The sequence below is a fragment of the Rhodococcus sp. T7 genome (assembly GCF_009872365.1).
Taxonomy (GTDB): Bacteria; Actinomycetota; Actinomycetes; order Mycobacteriales; family Mycobacteriaceae; genus Rhodococcus_F.
Window position 1 is genome coordinate 116,095 of record NZ_WXYH01000011.1, and the last position, 18,810, is coordinate 134,904.

The 18,810-nt window shown below is 68.2% G+C and carries 20 protein-coding genes and 1 pseudogene; 9 read left to right on the plus strand and 12 right to left on the minus strand.

The window, feature by feature from the left end; genetic code table 11:
- Nucleotides 1–19 precede the first annotated feature (19 nt).
- From MLGJGCBP_RS01735 to MLGJGCBP_RS01745, 3 genes are all read left to right on the plus strand, one after another.
- A complete protein-coding gene (locus MLGJGCBP_RS01735) occupies nt 20–451 on the plus strand; it encodes an ATP-binding protein (protein WP_087557404.1) in 432 nt (143 codons plus the stop codon).
- Nucleotides 451–1,248, plus strand: a complete 798-nt coding sequence (locus MLGJGCBP_RS01740) for a SigB/SigF/SigG family RNA polymerase sigma factor (protein ID WP_087557403.1) — start codon at nt 451–453, stop codon at nt 1,246–1,248. Before MLGJGCBP_RS01735 ends, MLGJGCBP_RS01740 begins: the two co-directional genes overlap by 1 nt.
- A gap of 177 nt (nt 1,249–1,425) precedes the next feature.
- Nucleotides 1,426–2,196, plus strand: a complete 771-nt coding sequence (locus MLGJGCBP_RS01745; RefSeq protein WP_160093826.1) for a GAF and ANTAR domain-containing protein — start codon at nt 1,426–1,428, stop codon at nt 2,194–2,196.
- An 18-nt stretch (nt 2,197–2,214) separates the two neighbouring features.
- Here the strand turns inward: MLGJGCBP_RS01745 and MLGJGCBP_RS01750 are convergent, their stop codons facing one another.
- The 3 genes from MLGJGCBP_RS01750 to MLGJGCBP_RS01760 all read right to left on the minus strand — a co-directional run bounded on the left by MLGJGCBP_RS01750 (nt 2,215) and on the right by MLGJGCBP_RS01760 (nt 4,546).
- The gene (locus MLGJGCBP_RS01750) at nt 2,215–3,657 is read right to left on the minus strand and encodes an alpha,alpha-trehalose-phosphate synthase (UDP-forming) (RefSeq protein ID WP_160093827.1); all 1,443 of its coding nucleotides are present in this window, start codon (nt 3,655–3,657) and stop codon (nt 2,215–2,217) included.
- Nucleotides 3,654–4,109, minus strand: a complete 456-nt coding sequence (locus tag MLGJGCBP_RS01755; RefSeq protein ID WP_160093828.1) for an STAS domain-containing protein — start codon at nt 4,107–4,109, stop codon at nt 3,654–3,656. The genes MLGJGCBP_RS01750 and MLGJGCBP_RS01755 overlap by 4 nt, the downstream gene beginning before the upstream one ends.
- 218 nt (nt 4,110–4,327) lie before the next feature.
- Nucleotides 4,328–4,546 carry a CDGSH iron-sulfur domain-containing protein gene (locus MLGJGCBP_RS01760; RefSeq protein ID WP_087557399.1) on the minus strand — a complete coding sequence of 73 codons (219 nt, stop codon included), beginning with the start codon at nt 4,544–4,546 and terminating at the stop codon, nt 4,328–4,330.
- On the opposite strand from MLGJGCBP_RS01760, the gene MLGJGCBP_RS01765 reads away from it, so the two are divergent.
- Nucleotides 4,547–5,617 (plus strand): iron-containing redox enzyme family protein, encoded by a 1,071-nt coding sequence (locus MLGJGCBP_RS01765; protein ID WP_160093829.1) that lies wholly within the window; start codon nt 4,547–4,549, stop codon nt 5,615–5,617.
- A gap of 3 nt (nt 5,618–5,620) precedes the next feature.
- Here MLGJGCBP_RS01765 and MLGJGCBP_RS01770 read toward each other — a convergent pair whose 3' ends face one another.
- From MLGJGCBP_RS01770 to MLGJGCBP_RS01780, 3 genes are all read right to left on the minus strand, one after another.
- Nucleotides 5,621–7,006, minus strand: coding sequence for a WS/DGAT/MGAT family O-acyltransferase (locus MLGJGCBP_RS01770; RefSeq protein WP_087557398.1), 1,386 nt, complete (start codon nt 7,004–7,006; stop codon nt 5,621–5,623).
- 119 nt (nt 7,007–7,125) lie between these two features.
- Complete coding sequence (locus tag MLGJGCBP_RS01775; RefSeq protein WP_160093830.1) at nt 7,126–8,292, minus strand: AI-2E family transporter; 1,167 nt, start codon at nt 8,290–8,292, stop codon at nt 7,126–7,128.
- Nucleotides 8,289–8,738, minus strand: coding sequence for a DUF6292 family protein (locus tag MLGJGCBP_RS01780; protein WP_087557397.1), 450 nt, complete (start codon nt 8,736–8,738; stop codon nt 8,289–8,291). The genes MLGJGCBP_RS01775 and MLGJGCBP_RS01780 overlap by 4 nt, the downstream gene beginning before the upstream one ends.
- A 115-nt stretch (nt 8,739–8,853) precedes the next feature.
- Between MLGJGCBP_RS01780 and MLGJGCBP_RS01785 the strand changes: the two genes are divergently transcribed.
- Both MLGJGCBP_RS01785 and MLGJGCBP_RS01790 read left to right on the plus strand, forming a co-directional pair.
- Nucleotides 8,854–9,564 carry an enoyl-CoA hydratase/isomerase family protein gene (locus tag MLGJGCBP_RS01785; protein ID WP_087557396.1) on the plus strand — a complete coding sequence of 237 codons (711 nt, stop codon included), beginning with the start codon at nt 8,854–8,856 and terminating at the stop codon, nt 9,562–9,564.
- Nucleotides 9,565–9,669: 105 nt separating this feature from the next.
- Nucleotides 9,670–10,092: a cupredoxin domain-containing protein gene (locus MLGJGCBP_RS01790; protein ID WP_160093831.1), complete on the plus strand. Its 423-nt coding sequence runs from the start codon at nt 9,670–9,672 to the stop codon at nt 10,090–10,092.
- Nucleotides 10,093–10,381: 289 nt separating this feature from the next.
- Here the strand turns inward: MLGJGCBP_RS01790 and MLGJGCBP_RS01800 are convergent, their stop codons facing one another.
- Together MLGJGCBP_RS01800 and MLGJGCBP_RS01805 are read right to left on the minus strand one after the other, a co-directional pair.
- Complete coding sequence (locus MLGJGCBP_RS01800) at nt 10,382–11,287, minus strand: DUF4436 family protein (protein WP_087557394.1); 906 nt, start codon at nt 11,285–11,287, stop codon at nt 10,382–10,384.
- Nucleotides 11,288–11,297: 10 nt separating this feature from the next.
- A complete protein-coding gene (locus MLGJGCBP_RS01805; RefSeq protein WP_160093832.1) occupies nt 11,298–12,458 on the minus strand; it encodes a zinc-binding dehydrogenase in 1,161 nt (386 codons plus the stop codon).
- Nucleotides 12,459–12,586: 128 nt separating this feature from the next.
- On the opposite strand from MLGJGCBP_RS01805, the gene MLGJGCBP_RS01810 reads away from it, so the two are divergent.
- The gene (locus tag MLGJGCBP_RS01810; RefSeq protein ID WP_160093833.1) at nt 12,587–13,123 is read left to right on the plus strand and encodes a carboxymuconolactone decarboxylase family protein; all 537 of its coding nucleotides are present in this window, start codon (nt 12,587–12,589) and stop codon (nt 13,121–13,123) included.
- 28 nt (nt 13,124–13,151) lie between these two features.
- Here MLGJGCBP_RS01810 and MLGJGCBP_RS01815 read toward each other — a convergent pair whose 3' ends face one another.
- Nucleotides 13,152–13,577 carry a DoxX family membrane protein gene (locus tag MLGJGCBP_RS01815; protein WP_160093834.1) on the minus strand — a complete coding sequence of 142 codons (426 nt, stop codon included), beginning with the start codon at nt 13,575–13,577 and terminating at the stop codon, nt 13,152–13,154.
- A gap of 154 nt (nt 13,578–13,731) precedes the next feature.
- Nucleotides 13,732–15,239: pseudogene (locus MLGJGCBP_RS01820) on the minus strand (MFS transporter).
- 331 nt (nt 15,240–15,570) lie between these two features.
- On the opposite strand from MLGJGCBP_RS01820, the gene MLGJGCBP_RS01825 reads away from it, so the two are divergent.
- On the plus strand, nt 15,571–16,254 hold the full coding sequence (locus tag MLGJGCBP_RS01825; protein ID WP_160093835.1) for a hypothetical protein: 684 nt from the start codon (nt 15,571–15,573) through the stop codon (nt 16,252–16,254).
- Here MLGJGCBP_RS01825 and MLGJGCBP_RS01830 read toward each other — a convergent pair.
- Nucleotides 16,245–16,571: an antibiotic biosynthesis monooxygenase family protein gene (locus tag MLGJGCBP_RS01830; RefSeq protein ID WP_160093836.1), complete on the minus strand. Its 327-nt coding sequence runs from the start codon at nt 16,569–16,571 to the stop codon at nt 16,245–16,247. The two genes, MLGJGCBP_RS01825 and MLGJGCBP_RS01830, sit on opposite strands and share 10 nt — an antisense overlap.
- 31 nt (nt 16,572–16,602) lie before the next feature.
- On the minus strand, nt 16,603–17,451 hold the full coding sequence (locus tag MLGJGCBP_RS01835) for an alpha/beta fold hydrolase (RefSeq protein ID WP_087557388.1): 849 nt from the start codon (nt 17,449–17,451) through the stop codon (nt 16,603–16,605).
- Nucleotides 17,452–17,608: 157 nt separating this feature from the next.
- Here MLGJGCBP_RS01835 and MLGJGCBP_RS01840 point away from each other — a divergent pair, with 157 nt between their 5' ends.
- Complete coding sequence (locus MLGJGCBP_RS01840; protein WP_160093837.1) at nt 17,609–18,355, plus strand: response regulator transcription factor; 747 nt, start codon at nt 17,609–17,611, stop codon at nt 18,353–18,355.
- The last annotated feature ends 455 nt before the right edge of the window (nt 18,356–18,810 follow it).

Below are 18,810 nucleotides of genomic sequence, written 5' to 3' on the forward strand. Positions count from 1 at the left end.
ACACAGACGTGGAGTGCAGATGGCCGAGGTCGACGAGGTTAGACGAATGAAAACGAGATCCGGTGTGCCCGTGGAACTTCGTGTGGCGGCGGAGTTCGAACAATTGCCTGTGGTGCGCGCCGTGGCGGAAACTCTCGCCGTTCTGGGAGACTTCACGCTCGACGACGTCGCCGATATCAAACTCGCCGTGGACGAGGTGTGTTCGGAACTGATCGCGGCTACGCCGGGAAGTGCTGAACTGACGTGCTCCTTCGCGGTGACGGAAACCGGGTTGCACGTGACGATCAGTGCACCCCTCAGCCGGCGCGGGGTGCCCAACCGGGAGAGTTTCGGGTGGCACGTGCTAGAGACGTTGATGAATGCGGTGTCGGTGTCGGAGGGACCTGTCGGCAACGGGTCCGTCGAGCGGACCGTGGCGGTGGAACTGGTCAAATACCGGGGCACCAACTAGTGTCACCGGTTTCGGAACGCAGCGAACGGCACCGTCCCGGCAGAGACGACTACAAGGACGTGGCGCCCTCGGTGGCGCACCTGCGAACCCTGGAGGCGTCGTCGCGGGAGGCGTCCACGTTGCGCGACGAGATCATCACCCGTTGCCTTCCGCTGGCCGATCACATCGCCCGCCGGTTCGGCGGTCGCGGCGAGGCGCACGAGGACCTGCTGCAGGTCGCCCGCCTCGGGCTGGTGAAGGCGGTCGACCGCTTCGATCCGGACCGCGGCTTCGACTTCGTGTCCTACGCGGTGCCCACGATCATGGGTGAGGTTCGCCGGTACTTCCGCGACACCGGGTGGTCGATGCGGGTGCCCCGGCGCATGCAGGAACTCCACGCGTTGATCGCCAAGGCCGTCGACGAGCTGTCGCAGGAACTGGGGCGGTCGCCGTCGGCGAGTGAGATCGCGGCCGAACTCGAACTCGACGTCCGGGAAGTGTCCGAGGGCCTGCTCGCGAAGAATGCCTACCAAACCTTGTCGATGGATGCGGCCATGGGAGATGACCCCGACGACCTTCCCCTCGCCGAGACACTCGGCGAGGAGGACCCGGAGCTCGCGAACGTGGAGAGTCACGCCTCGGTGCGGCCGGCGCTGGAGAAACTTCCGCCGCTCGAACGCCGAGTGCTGATGTTGCGCTTCTTCGGTTCGATGACCCAGACGGAAATCGCGCAGCGCGTGGGCGTCTCACAGATGCAGGTCTCGCGGATCCTGGCACGCACCCTGTCCGGGCTGCGGGAGCAGTTGGGCGGCGGCTGAGCGGACCGGATCGGCTCGTTCGAACCGCTCCGGTGAACCGGCCGCGCCCGGCGACGGGATCGGTGGACGAAGTCGGTTCCCGGGTCGAGTAAAGTCTCCTCGACGGTAGAGACAACTGCTGCGTTCGTTCAGTGGGTGTCCTGTCGGTTACACCCGGAATCCGAGGTGTATCCGAGAATGGCCGAGACTGCGGGTGAGCACCCTGAGTCGATGTCCCCCGATCTGGACGGGGCGACGATCGCTGCCCAATTGGGCTCCTTGGCAACCGCGTTGGACGAGTTCAATCGGAACTCCGGGTCACAGGTGGAGATGGGCCTGCTGCTGCAACGGGTCTGCGAGCAGGTGGTGGACGCGCTCGCCGGCGCCGACATGGCCGGAATTTCGTTGCTGCGCGACGGCCGCGTCGAGACCGTCGCCTTCACCGACGAGGCGGTCCGGCAGATCGACATCGAGAACTTCCAGGCCATCGACGGCGACTACTTCGGTGTCGCTGGCACACGGAAGGTCGTCAAGGCGAGACTCGGGGAGGCCGCGACCCGGTGGCCGTCCCTCGCCGACAACCTCGACCAGGCGGGCATGCGCAGTTTCCTGTCCGCGCCGCTGGCCGTCGACGAGGCCCTCGCCGGCACGCTCAACATCTACGGGCAGGGCGATCACGGTTTCAGCGAACTCGACGCCGTGGTGCTCCTCGTCTACACCACGGCGATCGAGGGGCTGCTCAGGAGCGCGCGCAGCGTGGAGTTGGCCAGGAACGAGGTGACGGGTCTCACGCGGGCCATGAAGAGCCGCGCCGTCATCGAGCAGGCCAAGGGGATCGTGATGGCACTGCGGGGTGTGTCCGCGGACCAGGCGTTCGACATCCTCGTCGCGCAGTCGCAACAGGAGCACGTCAAGTTGGCGGAGGTGGCGCGCCGCATCGTCGAATCGGTGACGACGAATCCGGAGTGAGGCATGGCGGGGCGGTGATCAGTCGGTGATGACCGGGGCCAGCGCGCCGAGGAAGGACCGCGCCCATCGGTGCACGTCGTGGTCGAGCACCTGCCGGTGCAGCCGCGACATGCGCCGCCGCCCCTGCTCCCGCTCCTGCTCGAGTGCGGCGACGATCGTGTTCTTCACGCCGTCGAGGTCGTGCGGGTTCACCAGGTAGGCGCCCCGGAGTTCGGCGGCGGCCCCCGCGAATTCGCTGAGCACCAGCGCACCGCCCAGGTCGGCCCGGCAGGCGACGTATTCCTTCGCCACGAGATTCATTCCGTCGCGCATCGGAGTGACGAGCATGACGTCGGCGGCGAGGAACAGCGCGATCAGCTCGCTGCGATCGACGGGCTGGTAGAGGTAGTGCACCACCGGCCTGCCGATCTGACCGTGATCACCGTTTATGTGGCTGACCTGCTCCTCGATGGAACTGCGCATCTTGATGTAGTGCTCGACGCGTTCGCGGCTCGGGGTGGCGAGCTGCACCATCACGGTGTCGGACGGGTCGAGGCGCCCCTCGTCGAGGAGTTCGCCGAGCGCCGACAGCCGCAGGTCGATGCCTTTCGTGTAGTCGAGCCGGTCGACGCCGAGGAGTATCTTCCGGGGGTTCCCGAGCTCCCGGCGGATCTCTTCGGCCCGTTCGATGACGGCGGGGTCGGTGGCCTGCTCGACCAGTTGCCGGGCGTCGACGGAGATGGGGAACGCACCGACCTGCACGACACGGTCGTCGAGCGTCACCCGGCCGAGTGCGCCGCGCACCCCGACGCCTGCCGTGGTGGCGTCGAGTCCCAGCAGCCTGCGGGCCAGGAACAGGAAGTTGTGGGCGCCCCCCGGCAGATGGAAACCGATGAGGTCGGCCCCGAGAAGCCCCTCCACGATCTCCTTCCGCCACGGCAGCTGCATGAACAGTTCGACCGGCGGGAACGGGATGTGAAGGAAGAATCCGATGGTCAGGTCGGGGCGCATCTCCCGGAGCAGGCGCGGCACCAGCTGGAGTTGGTAGTCCTGCACCCACACGGTGGCGCCCTCGGCCGCGGTGCGCGCCGTCTCCTCGGCGAAGTGGCGATTCACTTCCAAGTAGGTGTGCCACCAGTCCCGGTCGAAGACCGGGGCCACCAGCACGTCGTGGTACAGCGGCCACAGCGTCGCGTTCGAGAATCCCTCGTAGTACCGCGACACCTCGTCCGAACTCAATTCCACCGGGTACAGGTCGATCCCGCCGGAGACGATCGGTTCGACCTTCGTGTCGGGCACCCCGGGCCAGCCCACCCAGGAACCGCGGTCCCGGTCGAGGAGGATCGGCTCGAGGGCTGTGACGAGGCCTCCGGGACTGCGCTTCCAGCGTGTCGTTCCGTCGTCGAGAGTCTCCATGTCCACGGGCAGCCGGTTGGCGACCACCACGAAGTCGGACGTGCCGTGCGGGGCGGAATCAGTCACGCGGAGCGCCCACCCCGCTGTATTCCGCCGGCGACCAGCCGGAACGCGTCCTCCAGGTTTGTGCAGAAGGGGATGGACGCGGCCATGTTCATCGCGGTCAACGGCCTGCGGAGAGCGTTGTTCCCGGTTACTGCCCACGGCACGGTGAGCCGGTGCGCGCGGGCGGACATGATCTCCAGGATCGGCAGCGCCGACGCACACAGGAATTGGACGTCGGAGAGGTCGAGCACGAACGGTAACCGCTCGTCGATTGCTTCCTCGAGATGACTTCCGAACGATGGAAGTGTGGTGACGTCGATGTCGCCGGAGATCCGGACGACCAGGATCCCGCCGGCACCCGGCGCACTGTCGACGGCGAGCCGCCCGTGTTCCGGCTCCGCCGCCCAATTGAACAGCGTCGTATCGGTGGCGGGGTCGGTGGGTGTCGGCAGCGCACTGAGAACGGATTTCATGTCGTTTCCTCACGGTCGAGCAACGAAGGAGACAGGCACGAGAGAAGGCGCGGGAACCGTGCCCGTCCATTGCGGCTGGGGGCTCAACCGTGCAGGTCTACGACGTTACCCCATTCTGCCGAGGGTGGCAGGAGGCTTTCCGACTTCGGGTCTCCGCCGCGGCCGATCCTCGTTATTTTCGGCTGCGCCACTGCACTTCTCGCCAGGCCGCCGCGGCTCTACGGTCGACGGCGCCGCTTTTTGTGCGAACTGTCGCAGAACGGGGCGATGCTCGTCCGCCCGCACCGGCACAGTGCCACGGTGGCCCGATCGCCGCCGATCGGGTTACCTTCGGTGTCGAGAATCCGCGCCGCACCACGCACCAGGAGCGGGCCGTCCGGGCAGACGGTGATGGTCACGTCGGATTCGTCGGCCCCGGATATGGGAATGGAGTTCATATGACCACTTTGCACTCTCGATCGGCGTCGGGCACGGTGCCGCGATCGGGAACGTCCATGCCCTGTCCGGCGCCGCGCGGTCCCGTCAGCGGTTTCCTGTTCCCCATTCTGCGCGGAGACGCCGCCGATGCCGAGCCGTTCGTGGTGGCGGCGCGCGCCCTCGCCGCGGCGGAGCGCGACGACCCGCGGGCCTTCCTGTTCGACGAGGACGCGCAGATCTGCCTGACCGCCCTGTACGAACTGCATCTGCAGGGAATCGCCGGGGTCGACGACCGGTGGGAGTGGAACAGCGACCTCATCGCCGCCCGGTCGGCGCTGGAGGTGCCGTTCGATGCCGCGATCCGCGCGCTCGCAGATCCTCCGACGGGCGTCGACGACGTCGTGGCGGCGCTGTGGGAGATGACCGCCCCCAGCACGGCGCCGGGACTGTCCGGGCACATGGCCCACGACGCGGATCTCACCCAGTTCCGGGAACTGCTGATCCACCGTTCCCTCAACCAGTTGCGAGAGGCGGACGTGCACACGCTCGGCATTCCGCGGCTCGCGGGCGCACCGAAGGCGGCGCTGGTGGAGGTGCAGTCCGACGAATACGGTGGCGGCAGGCCCGAGCGCATGCACTCGGCGTTGTTCGCGACGACGATGCGCGAACTCGGACTGTCCGACGCGTACGCGCACTACGTCGACGCGGTGCCCGCCGTGACGCTGGCGTCTCTGAACGCACTGTCCCTGTTCGGACTCCACCGCAGTCGTCTCGGCGCCCTGGTGGGGCACCTGTGCGCGGTGGAGACCACGTCCGCGTTGCCGAGTAAGAAGTACGCTGCCGGTCTACGTCGGCTCGGGTTCGGGAAGGCGGCCACCCTGTTCTTCGACGAGCACGTGGAAGCCGACTCCGTGCACGAACAGATCGTGTGCCGGGACCTCGCCGGCGGGCTCGTCGCCGCACGGCCGGCGGTCGGCGACGACGTCCTGCTGGGCGCCGCGGCATGCCTGGCGTTCGACGATCTGGTCGGCGACCACGTCACCGCGTGCTGGGACCGCAATCGCACGTCTCTGCGGCAGCCGACCGGGTAGCGGTCAGGTGCCGGACGCGGCGACCGCGTTCTCCAGATCGGTCAGCGACGTCTCCAGATGCGTGATGATCCGCTGGAGGTGCGGAACGGCGTTCCGGTCGCCGACGACCCCGACGTCGAGCTGACCGGACCGGCTGGTGAGGGTGATGCTCAGCGCCTGACCGCCGAGGACCGTCGGCGCCGGGTACACCGCGTCCAGGCGGGCGCCGTTCCAGTACCGCGGCCGCGACGGGCCCGGCATGTACGAGATCATGACGTTGAACGGTGGGGGAGTGTCGTCGACGAACCGGCGTACCGGCTCGAGCAGGATCGGGCTGATCGCCAGCGCGCTCATCACCTGGAACTGGGTGTGGCTCAGCGCCCCGAACACCCGGTTGGTGTGCTCGACCGATTCGCTGATGCGGGCGAGGCGGGCGGCCGGATCCGATTCGTCGGTGGCCAGCCCGACGACCATCGCGCCGACCCCGTGGTCGCGGCCGCGCGGTCCGATCATGGTGCCCCCGAGGTCGAGCGGGACCGGCAGCATCGCCGTCAACGGCGCTTCCGGCAGCGCGTACTGCTCGAGGAGATAGTGGCGCAGCGCCCCCGAACACATGGCGAGCACCACCGCGTTGATGGTGGTGCGGGCGGCGGCGGCCACCGACACCAGTCGCCGGATCGGCCACGACCGCGCCGCCAGTTTCCGGGCCCGGCCGACGGGAACGTTGAGCATCGTCGGCGGTGACTGCAGGGGAAGCGTCAGATGCTGGTCGCGGACGCCGTCGTACGCGACTTTCGCGAGCGCGGGCAGCACCCCGACGATGCTGGTGGCCGCCCGCACCCCGGCCCGGACCGCGGCGACGGGCAACGCGGATTCGCGCCGCGACGTGCCGGCCATCCCGGGCATCCACGGTGCGGGGCAGTCGCGGGCGTCGGGGTCGGTCGACAGGGCGTGGTGGAGGAGCCGCAGCCCCGCCGGTCCGTCCATCAGCGACAGGTGGATCTTCGAGAACACGGCCGTCCGCCCGTCGGCGAGCCCCTCGATGACGTGGATCTCCCACATCGGGTGTTGCGGATCGAGCGGCATGCCGTGCATCTGGGACACCAGCGACAGCAGGTCCTCCATGCGGCCCCGCCCCGGCACCGCCGTGTGCCGCACGTGGTAGCCGAGGTCGATGCGGTCGTCGAACGACCACCACGGGTAACTGGCGCCGCGCAGCGGGCGGACGGCGCGCCGGCGGAACGTGTCGGACGCACCTTCCTGCGAGATCAGTGCCTCGTACATGACCCGGGCGTGATCGGGTCCCGAGTCGCGCGGCGGTTCGAACAGTTCGAGTGCACCCATGTGCATGGGATGCGAGGGTGTTTCGAACAGCACGAACATCGCCTCGGTGGGACTCATCACCGACATGCAGCGCCTCTTCTCATGCTCGGGACACGACCCCGAGCATGCCCCGGCGCATCCCACGTCTCCAGGGTAAGCAGAACATGGAAACTTCTTCCACAGGGCCGTTTTCGCGCCGCGCCTGCTCAACGCCGGTCGAGCTGCGGAAACACCGTCTCGCGGGCGAGGAGCAGGACGGCGGCGGCGACCGGGATCGCGAGCAGCGCGCCGACGATCCCCAGCAGGGCCCCGCCGATGAGGACGGCGACGACGGTGACCATCGGGGGCACCTTGACGGTTCTGCCGATGATCCGGGGAACGAGGAGATAGTCCTCGAACAGGCGGAGGGCGATGAAGAAGACGATGGTCGCCAGCGATACCGGCAGCGACACGGTCAGGGCGACCAACGCCACCACGACACCGGCGAGGGTGGAACCGACCACCGGAATCAGATCCAGCACGGCGACGAGGACGGCCAGCAGCAACGGGTAGGGGACATCGAAGGCGACGAGCCACACGAACGTGAGGACGGCGGTGATCAGCGAGATCAGGAGGTTCCCGAGCACGTAGCCGCCGACCTTCGCGAAGATTTCGTCGCCGATCAGGATCGTGCGCGGTCGCCGCGAGTTCGGGGCCAGGCGGTACAGGGAGGACCGGATGTGCCCGAAGTCGGCGAGGAAGTACGCGGTGAGCACGACCACGATCACCGTGCCGCTGATGGCGCTGAACACGAACTTGCCCGCGCCGACGAGCCCGCCGAGCACGACCGGCACATTGCCCGCATCGAGCGCCCGGCGCAGTTCGTCCTGCAGATGGAAGCGGGTGCTCAGTTCCTGCAGCACCGGGTAGCGCTGCTCGAGGTGGCCCAGGTAGTCGGGGGCGTTGTGGACGAGAGCGCCGCCCTGCGTCACCATCGGCGGGATCGCGGCGGCGAGAAACCCGGCGAGTATCGCGAACGCGACGACGAAAACCGTTGCGACGGCTGCCCATCGGGGAAACGCGTGCCGCACCAGCCACGACACGGCCGGTTCCAGACCGATCGCGAGGAAGGCGGCGACGGCGATGAGGACCAGCACCCCGCGGGCCGCGAGAACGACCTCGATCAGCGCGTACGTGACGGCAACGCCGGCCGCCCCGGCCATGCCGATGAAGAACGGGGACCGGCGGTCGAACCGCGGGCCCGGTTTGCCGAGCGGATGTTCCGCCGTGCTGATGCGCGCCGCGCCCTGCTCCGCGGCGACGATCGACTGCTCCTGCGCGGAGGAATGCGGTTGGGCCACATTGTCGTCGTGGCCTCCGGCGCCACCGGTCACGGTCGTTTGACGACTCTGTCCCGCCGTCCGCCACCGGCGGCGGCGTTGCCGATGCGGGGACAGCGATCCGCGGCGGCCGGTGCCGCGGGGCCGGGACCGTGCGCGGCAGGCATTGCCGGTGTGGACCGGCAGTAGTCGTCGATCAACTCCACCGCACGCTCCGCGCACACGGCGGGCGGCGGTGTTCGGCCGAGTCCGAGGCCGTCGATCACGATGACGCTGCGGCGGCCCAGTCCTTCGACGCCGAGCGACCAGCCGAAGGTCCGGTTCCAGGCCAGCACGGCGTTGCGACCGGGCAAGTAGTGCAACCGGAACGGCAGCACGAGGACGGCGTCGAATCCGTCGCAGTCCCACCAGTCGATGGAATCGGCGTGAACGCTCCTGGCCACCGTGTGGATGTAGTCCCGAACGGTGCGGGTGTCGGCAATGCCTGTTCCGCTCTTCATGGTCCACCCCTCAGCTGTTTGACGATCGACATACCCGGCCCCGCGACAGTTGAAACTTCACCCACCGGGTGTGCTCGAGGGGCGCAGCGCGCCGGTCTGCGGGTAGCCTCGCCGCATGCCGTACTTGGAACGCTCGGGTGATGTGTTCGTCCTGTTCTTCGGGGAGGAGGGCGAACGGGACAGCGAGAACGCCTTCCACCCGGACTGGATCGCGAGTGTCGATGGTCTCCTCGATCGCGTCGAGCAGCACGACGGCCCCGCCGCGCTGGTGACGACCGCGGTCGGGAAGTTCTACTCCACCGGTCTCGACACCGCCTGGGTGCTCGCCAACACCGACAAGCTGAACTCCTACATCGACCGCGTGCAGGCCCTGTTCGCCCGGATTCTCACCTTCCCGCTGCCCACCGTGGCCGCGCTGACCGGGCACACCTTCGGCGGCGGCGCCATCCTCGCGGCCGCCCACGACCACCGGGTGATGCGGGAGGACCGCGGCTACTTCTGCCTGCCGGGGATCACCATCGGCGCGAGTTACGCGCCCGGCAGCATCGCGCTGCTCGCGGCCCGCCTGCCCGCGCGGGCGGTGCACACCGCTCTGGTGACCGGCCGGCGGTACGGCGGCACCGCGGCGAAGGAACTCGGATTCGTCGACGAGGTCGCCCCCGAGCAGCAAGTGCTCGCCGACGCCGTCGCACACGCGCAGGGACTCGTTGCGACGCGTGGCCGCACGCTCGGCGAGATCAAGTCCTCCCTCTACGCCGACGCTGTCGCCTCCCTCCGCACCCCGGTCGCGAACCTCGAGACGCAGGAGGCGTTGAACGGCGGCTGACGCGTCACCATGCACCGAGGGGTGTCTTCCGGGAAAACGGGTACTACTCCCGCGAGGAGCGGGGCGTCGGGCATCCGTTCCCACGGCGCCCCGGAGGCAACCATCATGAAACGCGTACTGACACTTGTCCTGCCGATCCTGCTGGCCGCCTTTGCGCTGGTTGCGTGCGGTAACGACAGCGACGACTCGTCCGCTTCCTCCGAATCGGAGCACTCCGGGGACCACATGATGACCGACATGCCGTCGATGTCGATGTCGATGCCGATGTCCATGCCTGCGGGTGCACGGGAGATCGTGATCAGCGACTTCAAGTACACGCTGCCCGGCACATTTGCGCCGGGAGAGCAGGTCACCGTCCGCAACGACGACACCGCCGAACACACCGTGACCGCGGACACCGGCGACCTGTTCGACGTGGAGGTCGAACCGGGCGCGACCGCGACGTTCACGGTGCCCGGCCAGCCGGGCACGTTCGCCTTCCACTGCACCTACCACCCGAACATGGTGGGCACGCTCGAAGTTCGGTGACCCCCCGTCAGTCCAGCGGCTCGATGGAACACCTCGCACCGGTCGGCCGCGGCCGCGAATGCCTCGGGAGGGAGTTCGCGACCGTCCCGGCCTCGAGAAACATGGTGACCCCGTGCGGCACCCGGATCGGGAACTCGGGCAGGATCCGGGCCCGCTCCGACACCGGCAGCGGGACCAGCCGTACCCGCTCGCGGCGACGCCCGCCGATGCAGGCAGATGATCACCATGTTGACGGGGCCGAGATACCACGGCGGCAACACTCTCCCCGTTCGGCGCACCACGGCATCGACTATTCCGAATCCGTCGCGCTCGTGGCAACCGCGTCGGGCCGAGCGGGCTGATCGCTGTCCCGCCACCAGCAGAAGACGAACAACGCCAGTGACGCGACGAGGGTGGACACCACCCACACCGTGAGGGCGATGTCCACCCACGACCCGATCGGCGGGCTTCCCGGCAGGATTCCGCGCAACGGCACGACCGCGAACAGCATCGCCGCCATCCAGCCGAGCATGTCGGTGTTGACGGCGCGTTTGCGCCGGAACGTCTGCAGCGCGACGAACGCGGCGAGCCCCGCGAGGATCGTCATCATCAGCAGGAGGATGCCGGCGTAGATCAGGTTGCCGCCCGTGCGTGCGAACAACAGTGCGGCGCCGGTGCCGTTCCGCGAGAGGTCCGTGTCGACGGTCACCGCTTCGGCCCGCGCCTTCCACCCGTCGACTCGGCCGTCCACGAGGAGACCCGTGGGCAGCAGTGCACGGTCCGCGCCTGCGCCTTCGTAGGCCTCCACCACCATCGGGTTGACCTCGAACCGGTCGAACGGCCAGTACGCCGCGTTGCCGGTGGCGATGAACTCGGTGTCGAACGTCGTCGGTGCGGCGCCCGCACGGAACACGATCTCCTCGTGACTGGTGCTCGGGAGGAGCAGCAGCGTGATGTCCCGATTCAGCGTGTCGCCGTTGGCGTGCAGGTACTCCTCGCCGACGGCGATCGTCACCTCGGCCTGCACCCGGTCGGTCGTCGGCTGAAGCGACTTCGCCGTCACCAGGACCACGACCTCGTCACTGCTGCCCTCGAATGGTCCCTCGTCCTCGCCGGTGCGGCTGCTCAACCCGTACACGGTGAGCGACGCCGCGTAGATCAGCGCGAGGAGCAGCGCCGGGGCGACCCATCGGAGGCGGGGATGGTGGGAGTTCATCGGCGGCGGATCACTGGGAAGCGCTGCTGATCTCGGGGTCGATCAGGATCTTCGCGTGCACCTCGGGGTGACCCAGCGCGGCGAACGCGGATTCGACCCCGGGCAGGCCGACCGTGCCGGTGATCAGCGGTGTCGGATCGACCTTTCCGTTGGCAAGCATATGCAGGGTGTCGCGGAATTCGCGGGGGTCGTAGGCGACGGCGAAGCGCAGTTCGATCTCCTTGTCGACCGCGAGCGCCGGCCGGAACGTGTCGGTCTCCATGCACACCCCGACCACGACGACGCGGGACCGCAGCGGCGCCCCGGCCAGGATGCCGTCGATGACCCCGGGCATGCCGACGCATTCGAAGACGACCGGCCCGGACGGGGTCGCGCCCACCGCGTCGGCGAGGGTGAAGGCGTGCCACCACGGCAGCCTCGGGATTCGGCGCAGTTTCTCCATGGTGTCCAGTCCGAGGCCGAGCACATCCGTGATCGACGTCGTCTCCCGACGTCGCGGATACGACGTCCAGGGCGACGCCGCGGCCGGGTCGACGACGACGTCGGCACCGCACTGCCGGGCGAGTTCGCGACGGCGGGTGGAGAAGTCGGCGGCCACTACGGTCCGGACACCGGTCGCCTTCAGCATGGTGATCACCGCGAGACCGATCGGGCCGCACCCGATGACGATCGCGTTCCGGCGCTTACCTACGTCCCCCTTGCGTACCGCGTGCCACGCCACCGCCATCGGCTCGGTCAGGGCCGCCTTCTCCGCCGTCAGACCGTTCGGGACCGGCAGGGTCATCGATTCCTGCACCACCACCTGTTCGGCGTAGCCGCCGGGCGCCGACGCCGACAGGCCGGTCAGGTGAATTTCCGCTCCGGTGCGGACGATCGGCAACGCCACCACCGCGGTACCCACCGGCCACCGCTTCCGGCAGCCGGGCCCGTAGCCGGCGACGGTGCCGCTGAACTCGTGACCCAGCACGACCCGCTGGTGGGAACGCATGAAGTCGTGGTAGCCGGTCTCGGCCGCCAGTTCCGCCATCTCGTCAGCGTGCATGCGGGCGTGCAGGTCCGAGCCGCAGATCCCGCACCGGGACACGTCGATCAACACCTGACCCCTGGCCGGGACGGGAGCCGGGACGTCACCCAACTCCAGGCGAGTCCCGGTGCAGACGACTGCCTTCATGGTGACTCCTCGGGGTGCGGCGGGGTCGGCCTCAGTTCCGAACGTAGAACACTCCCGCCGCCGGGACACGACGATTGCCGAATGGTCCAGGGGTTGTCTAGGTCCGGCCGCGGGTGTAAACCGACAGCATGAGCGTCCTCGGTCAGATGGACTCGTTTCGCCGCGTCTTTCCCACCGCCCGCCGCAACCGGGCAGATCTGTTCCGCTGGATGCGACGCCGACCACAACTGCTCGCGGCCGTCGGATTCCACGAGATCGCGCTGGCGGCGAGCGCCCGGGTCGACCCTCGGTTGAAGGCGCTCGCCGAGATCAAGGCGGCGGCGCTGACCAACTGCGAGTACTGCCTCGACATCGGATCGGCGTTCAGCCGTGCCCTCGGAGTGAGCGACGCCCAGTTGCGCGCCCTGCCGGCATTCCGCGAGAGTTCCGCGTTCGACGACACCGAGAAACTGGTCCTCGAGTTCGCCGAGGCGATGACACGCACCCCCGCCCACATCAGCGACGACCTGCGGCGTTCGCTCCTCGCCGCCTTCTCCGAGGCCCAGCTGACCGAACTCGCCGCGGCCATCGCCTGGGAGAACCACCGAGGACGCCTCAACCAGGCGCTCGGTGTGCGGCCGTCAGGGTTCTCCGACAGCGACTTCTGCGCCGTCCCCGAACAGTGACGAGAGCGTCCACCTCACTTCCGGACGGTCAGCGGTTGCGCAGCCGCGTCCACCCGTCGAGCACGTAGCCGAGTCCCATCCCGAGCATCCACGTGTCCTTCGCAATCGCGATGCCGTTCTCGTTCGGCCAGATGCTGCCGGGGTTACGCAGAGCCGGGGTCCTCGCGTACATCGCCACGAGACCCCCGGAGAACCCGGTGAGCGCAGCCCCCGCGACGGCGGTGGGCACGAACGGTACGAGTAACGCTACGCCCGTGCCTATCTCGGCGATCGACAGCAACTTGATGAATCGTTCCGGCGGAATCGCGTTCAGAAACGGGAACGCCCCCGCCGCCATACCGTGAACGCCCTGGGCGGTCTGCTCGTCCGCCGACCATTTCTGCAATCCCGTATGGAGGATGAAGCCCCCGGTCGCGATGCGTCCGGGAAGGTCGCCGAGTGTGGTCAGTCGCATGGTGGTCTCCTGTCGTCCGAGTCGAACCAGAGAACTGTTTCCCCCTCAGCCTCCCACTCGGCCGACGGCAGGGAGCGGTTTCGACGGAGCGGCCCGCTCCGTAGTCGTCGCCGCGCCCGCTCGGGGACGCGGCGACGACGTCATGACCAGCCGCTCAGTGGGCGAGAACCACGTCGGTCGCCGACGTGGACTCGGCACCGGGTGCGCTCAGCTGCGAAATCCTGCGGGGCAGCGCGACGGCCACCACGGCGCCCAGCAGCGCCGAGATCGCGCCGATCACGAACGCGATGGTGATGCCGGTGTCCGTGTAGAAGACGGCGCCCTGCATGACGGTCGCGATGTGCGAGTTCAACACGGTGAAGGCGATCACCGGAAGGATGGCGGGCAGAATGCTCTGGAACACCGCCACCATGCTCGCCGTCGTCGCCTGCAATTGCGGCGGTACCGCGGCGATGAGCAGGTTCGGGATGGAGGCGTACCCCATGCCCATTCCCAGCCCCAGCAGGGCGGCGAAGCCGATCAGCAGCGCCTTGTCATCGTGGATCGTCGCCGTGAGCAGGCAGGCCGCCGCCATCACGAGCATGCCCACGACCATCAGGATGCGCGGCCGCACGTTCCGGGGTACCAGGGTTCCGACGATCAGTCCGCCGATCACCACCGCACCACCCAGCGGCGCCTGGAAAATTGCGAATCCCTCTGCGCTGATACCGAATCCGTAGCCGAGCCCCAGGATCGCCGGGGTCATGCACATCATCGGGAGCATGATCGTGAACACAGAGGACGTGCCGTAGCAGAATCCGGCGCCGAGTGCCGTCAGGAACACGGGCCGCTTACGAAGAAGCGGATGTCGATCAGCGGGTCCGGCAGCAGTAGTGCGGACACGATCCACGCCACCAACAGGGCGACACCGCCGGCGATGAACCCGAGGGTCGACCCCGACATCCAGCCCCACGACGGCCCGAAGCTCACGCCGACGAGGATGCCGGCGAGTCCCGCGCCGAGGAGCGCGGCGCCGATCGGGTCGATGCGCGAACGCAGACGGACGGTCGATTCGTCGGTCGTCGCCCGGATCAGGACGCTGAGGACCACGAGACCGGCCAGGAAGAACCAGAAAATGCTCCGGAACCCGAAATTGTCGATCAGCCAGCCGGTGAAGAACGGCGCGGGGATCGCGATGAGCCCCATTCCGCTCGTGGCGATGCTGACCGCCAGCGCCACCGTCCGGGCGGGGAAGACGTCGCGGATCAGCGAATAGCTCAGGAACAGGCACGGCACGAGCAGCCCGGTCAGGGAGCGGCCCGCGATCAGCACCGCGTACGTCGGTGCGATCGCCGAGATCAGCGACCCCAGCGCGGACAGGGCGACAGCCGTCAGCAGCAGCCTGCGTTTGCCGTGGGTGTCGGCGAGCTTGCCGATCAGCGGACAGGTGACCGCCCCCACCAGCAGGAACGACGTGAGCAACCACGCACCCTGCGTCGTCCGGTAGTGGGTGACGATCTGCGGCAACGCGATCGAGATCATCATGTAGCTGACTGCAAGCATCTCCAGCAGTAACACGATCGAGGTGAGCGAGAAGATCAGTCGGGGCGTCCATCGCTCGTCGGCGACGTCCTGCTGTCGCGTCCGGGCCGATCCGCCGTCTGGCGCATGGGTGACCATCATCGGGTCCTTTCGAATACCTGCACGGGAATTCGTGGCGGCGCCGCGGCCGTGCGGCGCGCCCGAGCCGGGCGGTAGGGGTGGGTGGTCACATTCGATGGTCGAAGTCTCGCGAATGTGTAATTGACATCACAGTTCTCGGGGATGCGGCACGCCATGCGGCGTTCCGCCCAGCGGGAGGCCGACACGCCCGGTCTGCACCCGGACCGCGGAAAGGCCAGTTCGCGCGCCCGAATCGGGCGTAGCAGACACTGCGGTCGGTTTCTTTGACGGGCACGGGGCCGGTTGACGCGAATCGATGATTCGCGGTCACCGCTCGAGCCAGGATTGACCCATGGCCGAAATGCAGCGCGAGAAACAGTTCCGCCGGCTGAGGACGCCACGCTCGGCGGCCGTCGCGGGAATCGTGTTCGCCGCGTTCTTCTCCGCCAGCCTCGTCCTCCTGCACACCGCACTGCCTGCCGACCCGTTCGACGAAACCCCCTGGGTGGAAAGCGGCGAGACGCGGATCAAGACGGCACTCGTGCTTGCCCCGTTCGCGGGCATCGCGTTCCTCTGGTTCATCGGCGTCATCCGCGACCGCCTCGGCGACCTCGAGGACCGCTTCTTCGCGACGGTGTTCCTGGGCAGTGGGCTGTTGTTCCTCGCGATGGGCTTCGTCTCGATGGGCGTGGCGGGCGGCGTCCTCGCGATCGCCCGGCACTCGGGTAGTTCCGCGGACGAGATCGTCTACTTCGGCCGCGAGATCATGCTGCAGATCAACCACGTCTACGCGCTGCGGATGGCGGCGGTGTTCATGATCTCGCTGGGAACGATCTGGCTCCGGACCGGACTGATGCCGCGATTCCTCGTCGTGACCACGTATCTGCTCGCCCTCGCCCTGCTGCTGGTCGTCAGCGTCAGCCTGTGGACGACGCTGGCGTTCCCCGCCTGGGTGCTGCTGGTCAGCATCTACATCCTCGTCACCGGACGACGCCTGGGCGGCGCTCGATCCGAGTCACTCCTGCGTCAGGAGTGATGCGTCGACACCACCCGGTACAGCTGAGGGTCGGCCGTCGCGAACGTCGTGATCTCGTCGATGTGCTCGCGTACCACCGGATCCTCCAGTGCCGCCCGGAAGTCCTCGACGCTGCGCCACTGCGCGTAGTTCGCGACCCGGGTGCCGTCCAGACCGGCGTGAATGTTGGCCGACACGAAACCGGGACGATGCCGCATCACCTCCTCGGTGGCCCGGCCGAGCAGTTCCACCAGCCGCTGCTGAGTCTCCGGTGTCACCGTGAACACGTTGGCCAGAGTCACGACGTCGTCGGTGGCGTCGATCGAAATGGGAGCCATGGTTCTCGACCTTCCTGTGGGCGGTCAGGGTTCACATGCGTGCGGGTGTGGTGGAGACGAAGTCGTCGATGATGCCGACCACCGCGGCCGGATCCTCGAGGTGCGGGTAGTGGCCGATACCGTCGAGGACGGCGAGCCGGCTCCCGGGCATCGCCTCGTGCGCCGCGTAACCGTGCGCGACCGGGATGATGCCGTCCGAATCACCCCAGATCAGCTGGGTGGGGAGACCTGCGTTCAGGTACAGCCGGCTCAGCGCGCTCACCGCCTGCCCCCGATGGTCGACGACCGCGCGCAGCGTCCGCAGGAACGCCTGCCGGGTCTCCGGATCGGACAGCGACGAATAGGCGTGCCACATCTCGTCGCCGCGAACCGACTGAACCCCGATCGCCGCCAGCCAGCTGCGAACCTTGTTGCCGGCGTCGCGTATCGCGGCCGGCGCCATCAGGGGGAGCAGGAACTCGGACCCGGGCGCCGCCAGCAATCGCAGCGTCCAGTTCACGTCCGGCCCCAGTCCGCCGCTGCCGATGAGGACCAGGCGCTCACACAGTTCGGGATGCTGATAGCTGAACTGCATCGCCACCCCGCCGCCGAGCGACTGCCCGACGACGGTGACCCGTTCGATCTCCAACTCGTGCAACAGGTCGCGCAGCCACGCGGCGAACGCGCCCAGCGAGTAGTCGCCGCGCGGTTTGGCGGAATCACCGTGACCGGGCAGATCCGGGGCCAGCACTCGGTAGCGCTGCGCCAACTGCGGGAGAACCGCACGCCAGGTCGCCGAACTTCCGGCCATCCCGTGTACGAGCAGAAGCGTCTCGCCCGCACCGCTCAGCCGGTAGGCGACGTCGTCCCCATGCAGTGCGATGTGTCGCAATCCCGACATACAGCGACCTCCCGATCGGGTGATGCAGCGGTCTCACGGTAACGATAGGGGAGTTCCGCTCGATATCGTCATCAACTGCGGCGTGGGAACTTGATCTTCGGCGCGGGGTTGATCTATCGGCACACCGACGCGAGGCTCGAAAACAGGAGGAATCCGCATGAACTCTGTGTCGAGCCCGGCAGTTGCCCGGCCGCGTGTCCTGCTCATCGACGCCGACGTGGAGAGCTCCCTCGTCGAACGCCTCCGCGATGGCGGATTCTTCGTCACGCGGACCTACGCGGAACCGGTGCGTTCACGGATCGAACCCCCCGACGTGGTGATCGTCGACGCGCGATCACCGCACCTCGATGCCGACACCACAGTGCGAGGGTTGAAGGCGATGCGATTCGCGCTCGCCATCGTGGTGATCGGCACTTTCCGCTCCGGGAACCGTCGCAGCGACCTCCTCGAGGCCGGCGCCGACGACGTGCTGGAGATCCCGGTCGGTGCGGACGAACTCGTCGCCCGGCTCCGCGCGATCCTCCGGCGTGTGAAACCCGAGGTGCCCGCGCCGGCGCCCGCCGGCAGCCAGGATCTCTGCCTGTGCGAGGAACGGCACGACACCGACTACGACGGGTTGCGCACGACGCTGACCCGGACGGAATTCATCCTCTTCACCGTGCTCGCGCAGAATATCGGCAGGGTCGTCACTCGTCGCGACCTCATGCTGATGGTGTGGGGTGTGACCGTCGAATCGAAGACGAACGTCCTCAACGCCTACATCTGCTCCCTCCGACGCAAGCTGGTGGCCGTCGAATCGCCGTATGTCGTCCACACCGTGCGCGGCGTGGGCTTCGCCCTCGGCGAGGGCGCACGTCCGGAGAGCATCGACCCCGCCCGTCAGGTGTCCGTCGCCGCATCGTGACACCGGCCCGCGGGAATGGTCACGCGTGTCAGTTCCTCGGAGGTCCGCCACATCCGTCGGGCTTCGTCCTCGCCGCGCAGGCGGCTGTAGAGCGTCTGCTCCGCCGGCGGGCCGCCCAGGTGCCCGAGTCCGCGGGGCCCGTAGAACCCGCCACCTTCGGCGTCGGGTGAGGTGGCGGCGTACAGGGCCGGGAGTGTCGCAGTCTCGACGGTCCCGAGGAGAATCCCCCGTTCGGACAGGGCGCGGATGAGTCTGCGTCCCGCGGTCTCCTCGTCGCGCCCGACCTCGGGACGAGCGGCGAGGAGGTTGGTCCCGGATGTTCGCCTCCGGCCTGCGCGAGATCGTCACCCTGCGGGGCCGCAGTTCTCGCGCCGCGCACTAGTAGGACTTTGTTAGGTGGGGAAGGTGTGGTGGCATAGTGGGCAAGTACCGATCCAACGGGCAAGTGCGCGTTG

Bases quoted from the DNA above. Each gene is read 5' to 3' on its own strand.
- MLGJGCBP_RS01790 (WP_160093831.1), top strand. From the start codon at position 9,670: ATGAAACGCGTACTGACACTTGTCCTGCCGATCCTGCTGGCCGCCTTT.
- MLGJGCBP_RS01735 (WP_087557404.1), top strand. From the start codon at position 20: ATGGCCGAGGTCGACGAGGTTAGACGAATGAAAACGAGATCCGGTGTG.
- MLGJGCBP_RS01810 (WP_160093833.1), top strand. From the start codon at position 12,587: ATGAGCGTCCTCGGTCAGATGGACTCGTTTCGCCGCGTCTTTCCCACC.
- MLGJGCBP_RS01765 (WP_160093829.1), top strand. From the start codon at position 4,547: ATGACCACTTTGCACTCTCGATCGGCGTCGGGCACGGTGCCGCGATCG.
- MLGJGCBP_RS01840 (WP_160093837.1), top strand. From the start codon at position 17,609: ATGAACTCTGTGTCGAGCCCGGCAGTTGCCCGGCCGCGTGTCCTGCTC.
- MLGJGCBP_RS01805 (WP_160093832.1), bottom strand. From the start codon at position 12,458: ATGAAGGCAGTCGTCTGCACCGGGACTCGCCTGGAGTTGGGTGACGTC.
- MLGJGCBP_RS01770 (WP_087557398.1), bottom strand. From the start codon at position 7,006: ATGTCGGTGATGAGTCCCACCGAGGCGATGTTCGTGCTGTTCGAAACA.
- MLGJGCBP_RS01760 (WP_087557399.1), bottom strand. From the start codon at position 4,546: ATGAACTCCATTCCCATATCCGGGGCCGACGAATCCGACGTGACCATC.
- MLGJGCBP_RS01825 (WP_160093835.1), top strand. From the start codon at position 15,571: ATGGCCGAAATGCAGCGCGAGAAACAGTTCCGCCGGCTGAGGACGCCA.
- MLGJGCBP_RS01835 (WP_087557388.1), bottom strand. From the start codon at position 17,451: ATGTCGGGATTGCGACACATCGCACTGCATGGGGACGACGTCGCCTAC.
- MLGJGCBP_RS01815 (WP_160093834.1), bottom strand. From the start codon at position 13,577: ATGCGACTGACCACACTCGGCGACCTTCCCGGACGCATCGCGACCGGG.
- MLGJGCBP_RS01745 (WP_160093826.1), top strand. From the start codon at position 1,426: ATGGCCGAGACTGCGGGTGAGCACCCTGAGTCGATGTCCCCCGATCTG.
- MLGJGCBP_RS01800 (WP_087557394.1), bottom strand. From the start codon at position 11,287: ATGAACTCCCACCATCCCCGCCTCCGATGGGTCGCCCCGGCGCTGCTC.
- MLGJGCBP_RS01755 (WP_160093828.1), bottom strand. From the start codon at position 4,109: ATGAAATCCGTTCTCAGTGCGCTGCCGACACCCACCGACCCCGCCACC.
- MLGJGCBP_RS01780 (WP_087557397.1), bottom strand. From the start codon at position 8,738: ATGAAGAGCGGAACAGGCATTGCCGACACCCGCACCGTTCGGGACTAC.
- MLGJGCBP_RS01830 (WP_160093836.1), bottom strand. From the start codon at position 16,571: ATGGCTCCCATTTCGATCGACGCCACCGACGACGTCGTGACTCTGGCC.
- MLGJGCBP_RS01785 (WP_087557396.1), top strand. From the start codon at position 8,854: ATGCCGTACTTGGAACGCTCGGGTGATGTGTTCGTCCTGTTCTTCGGG.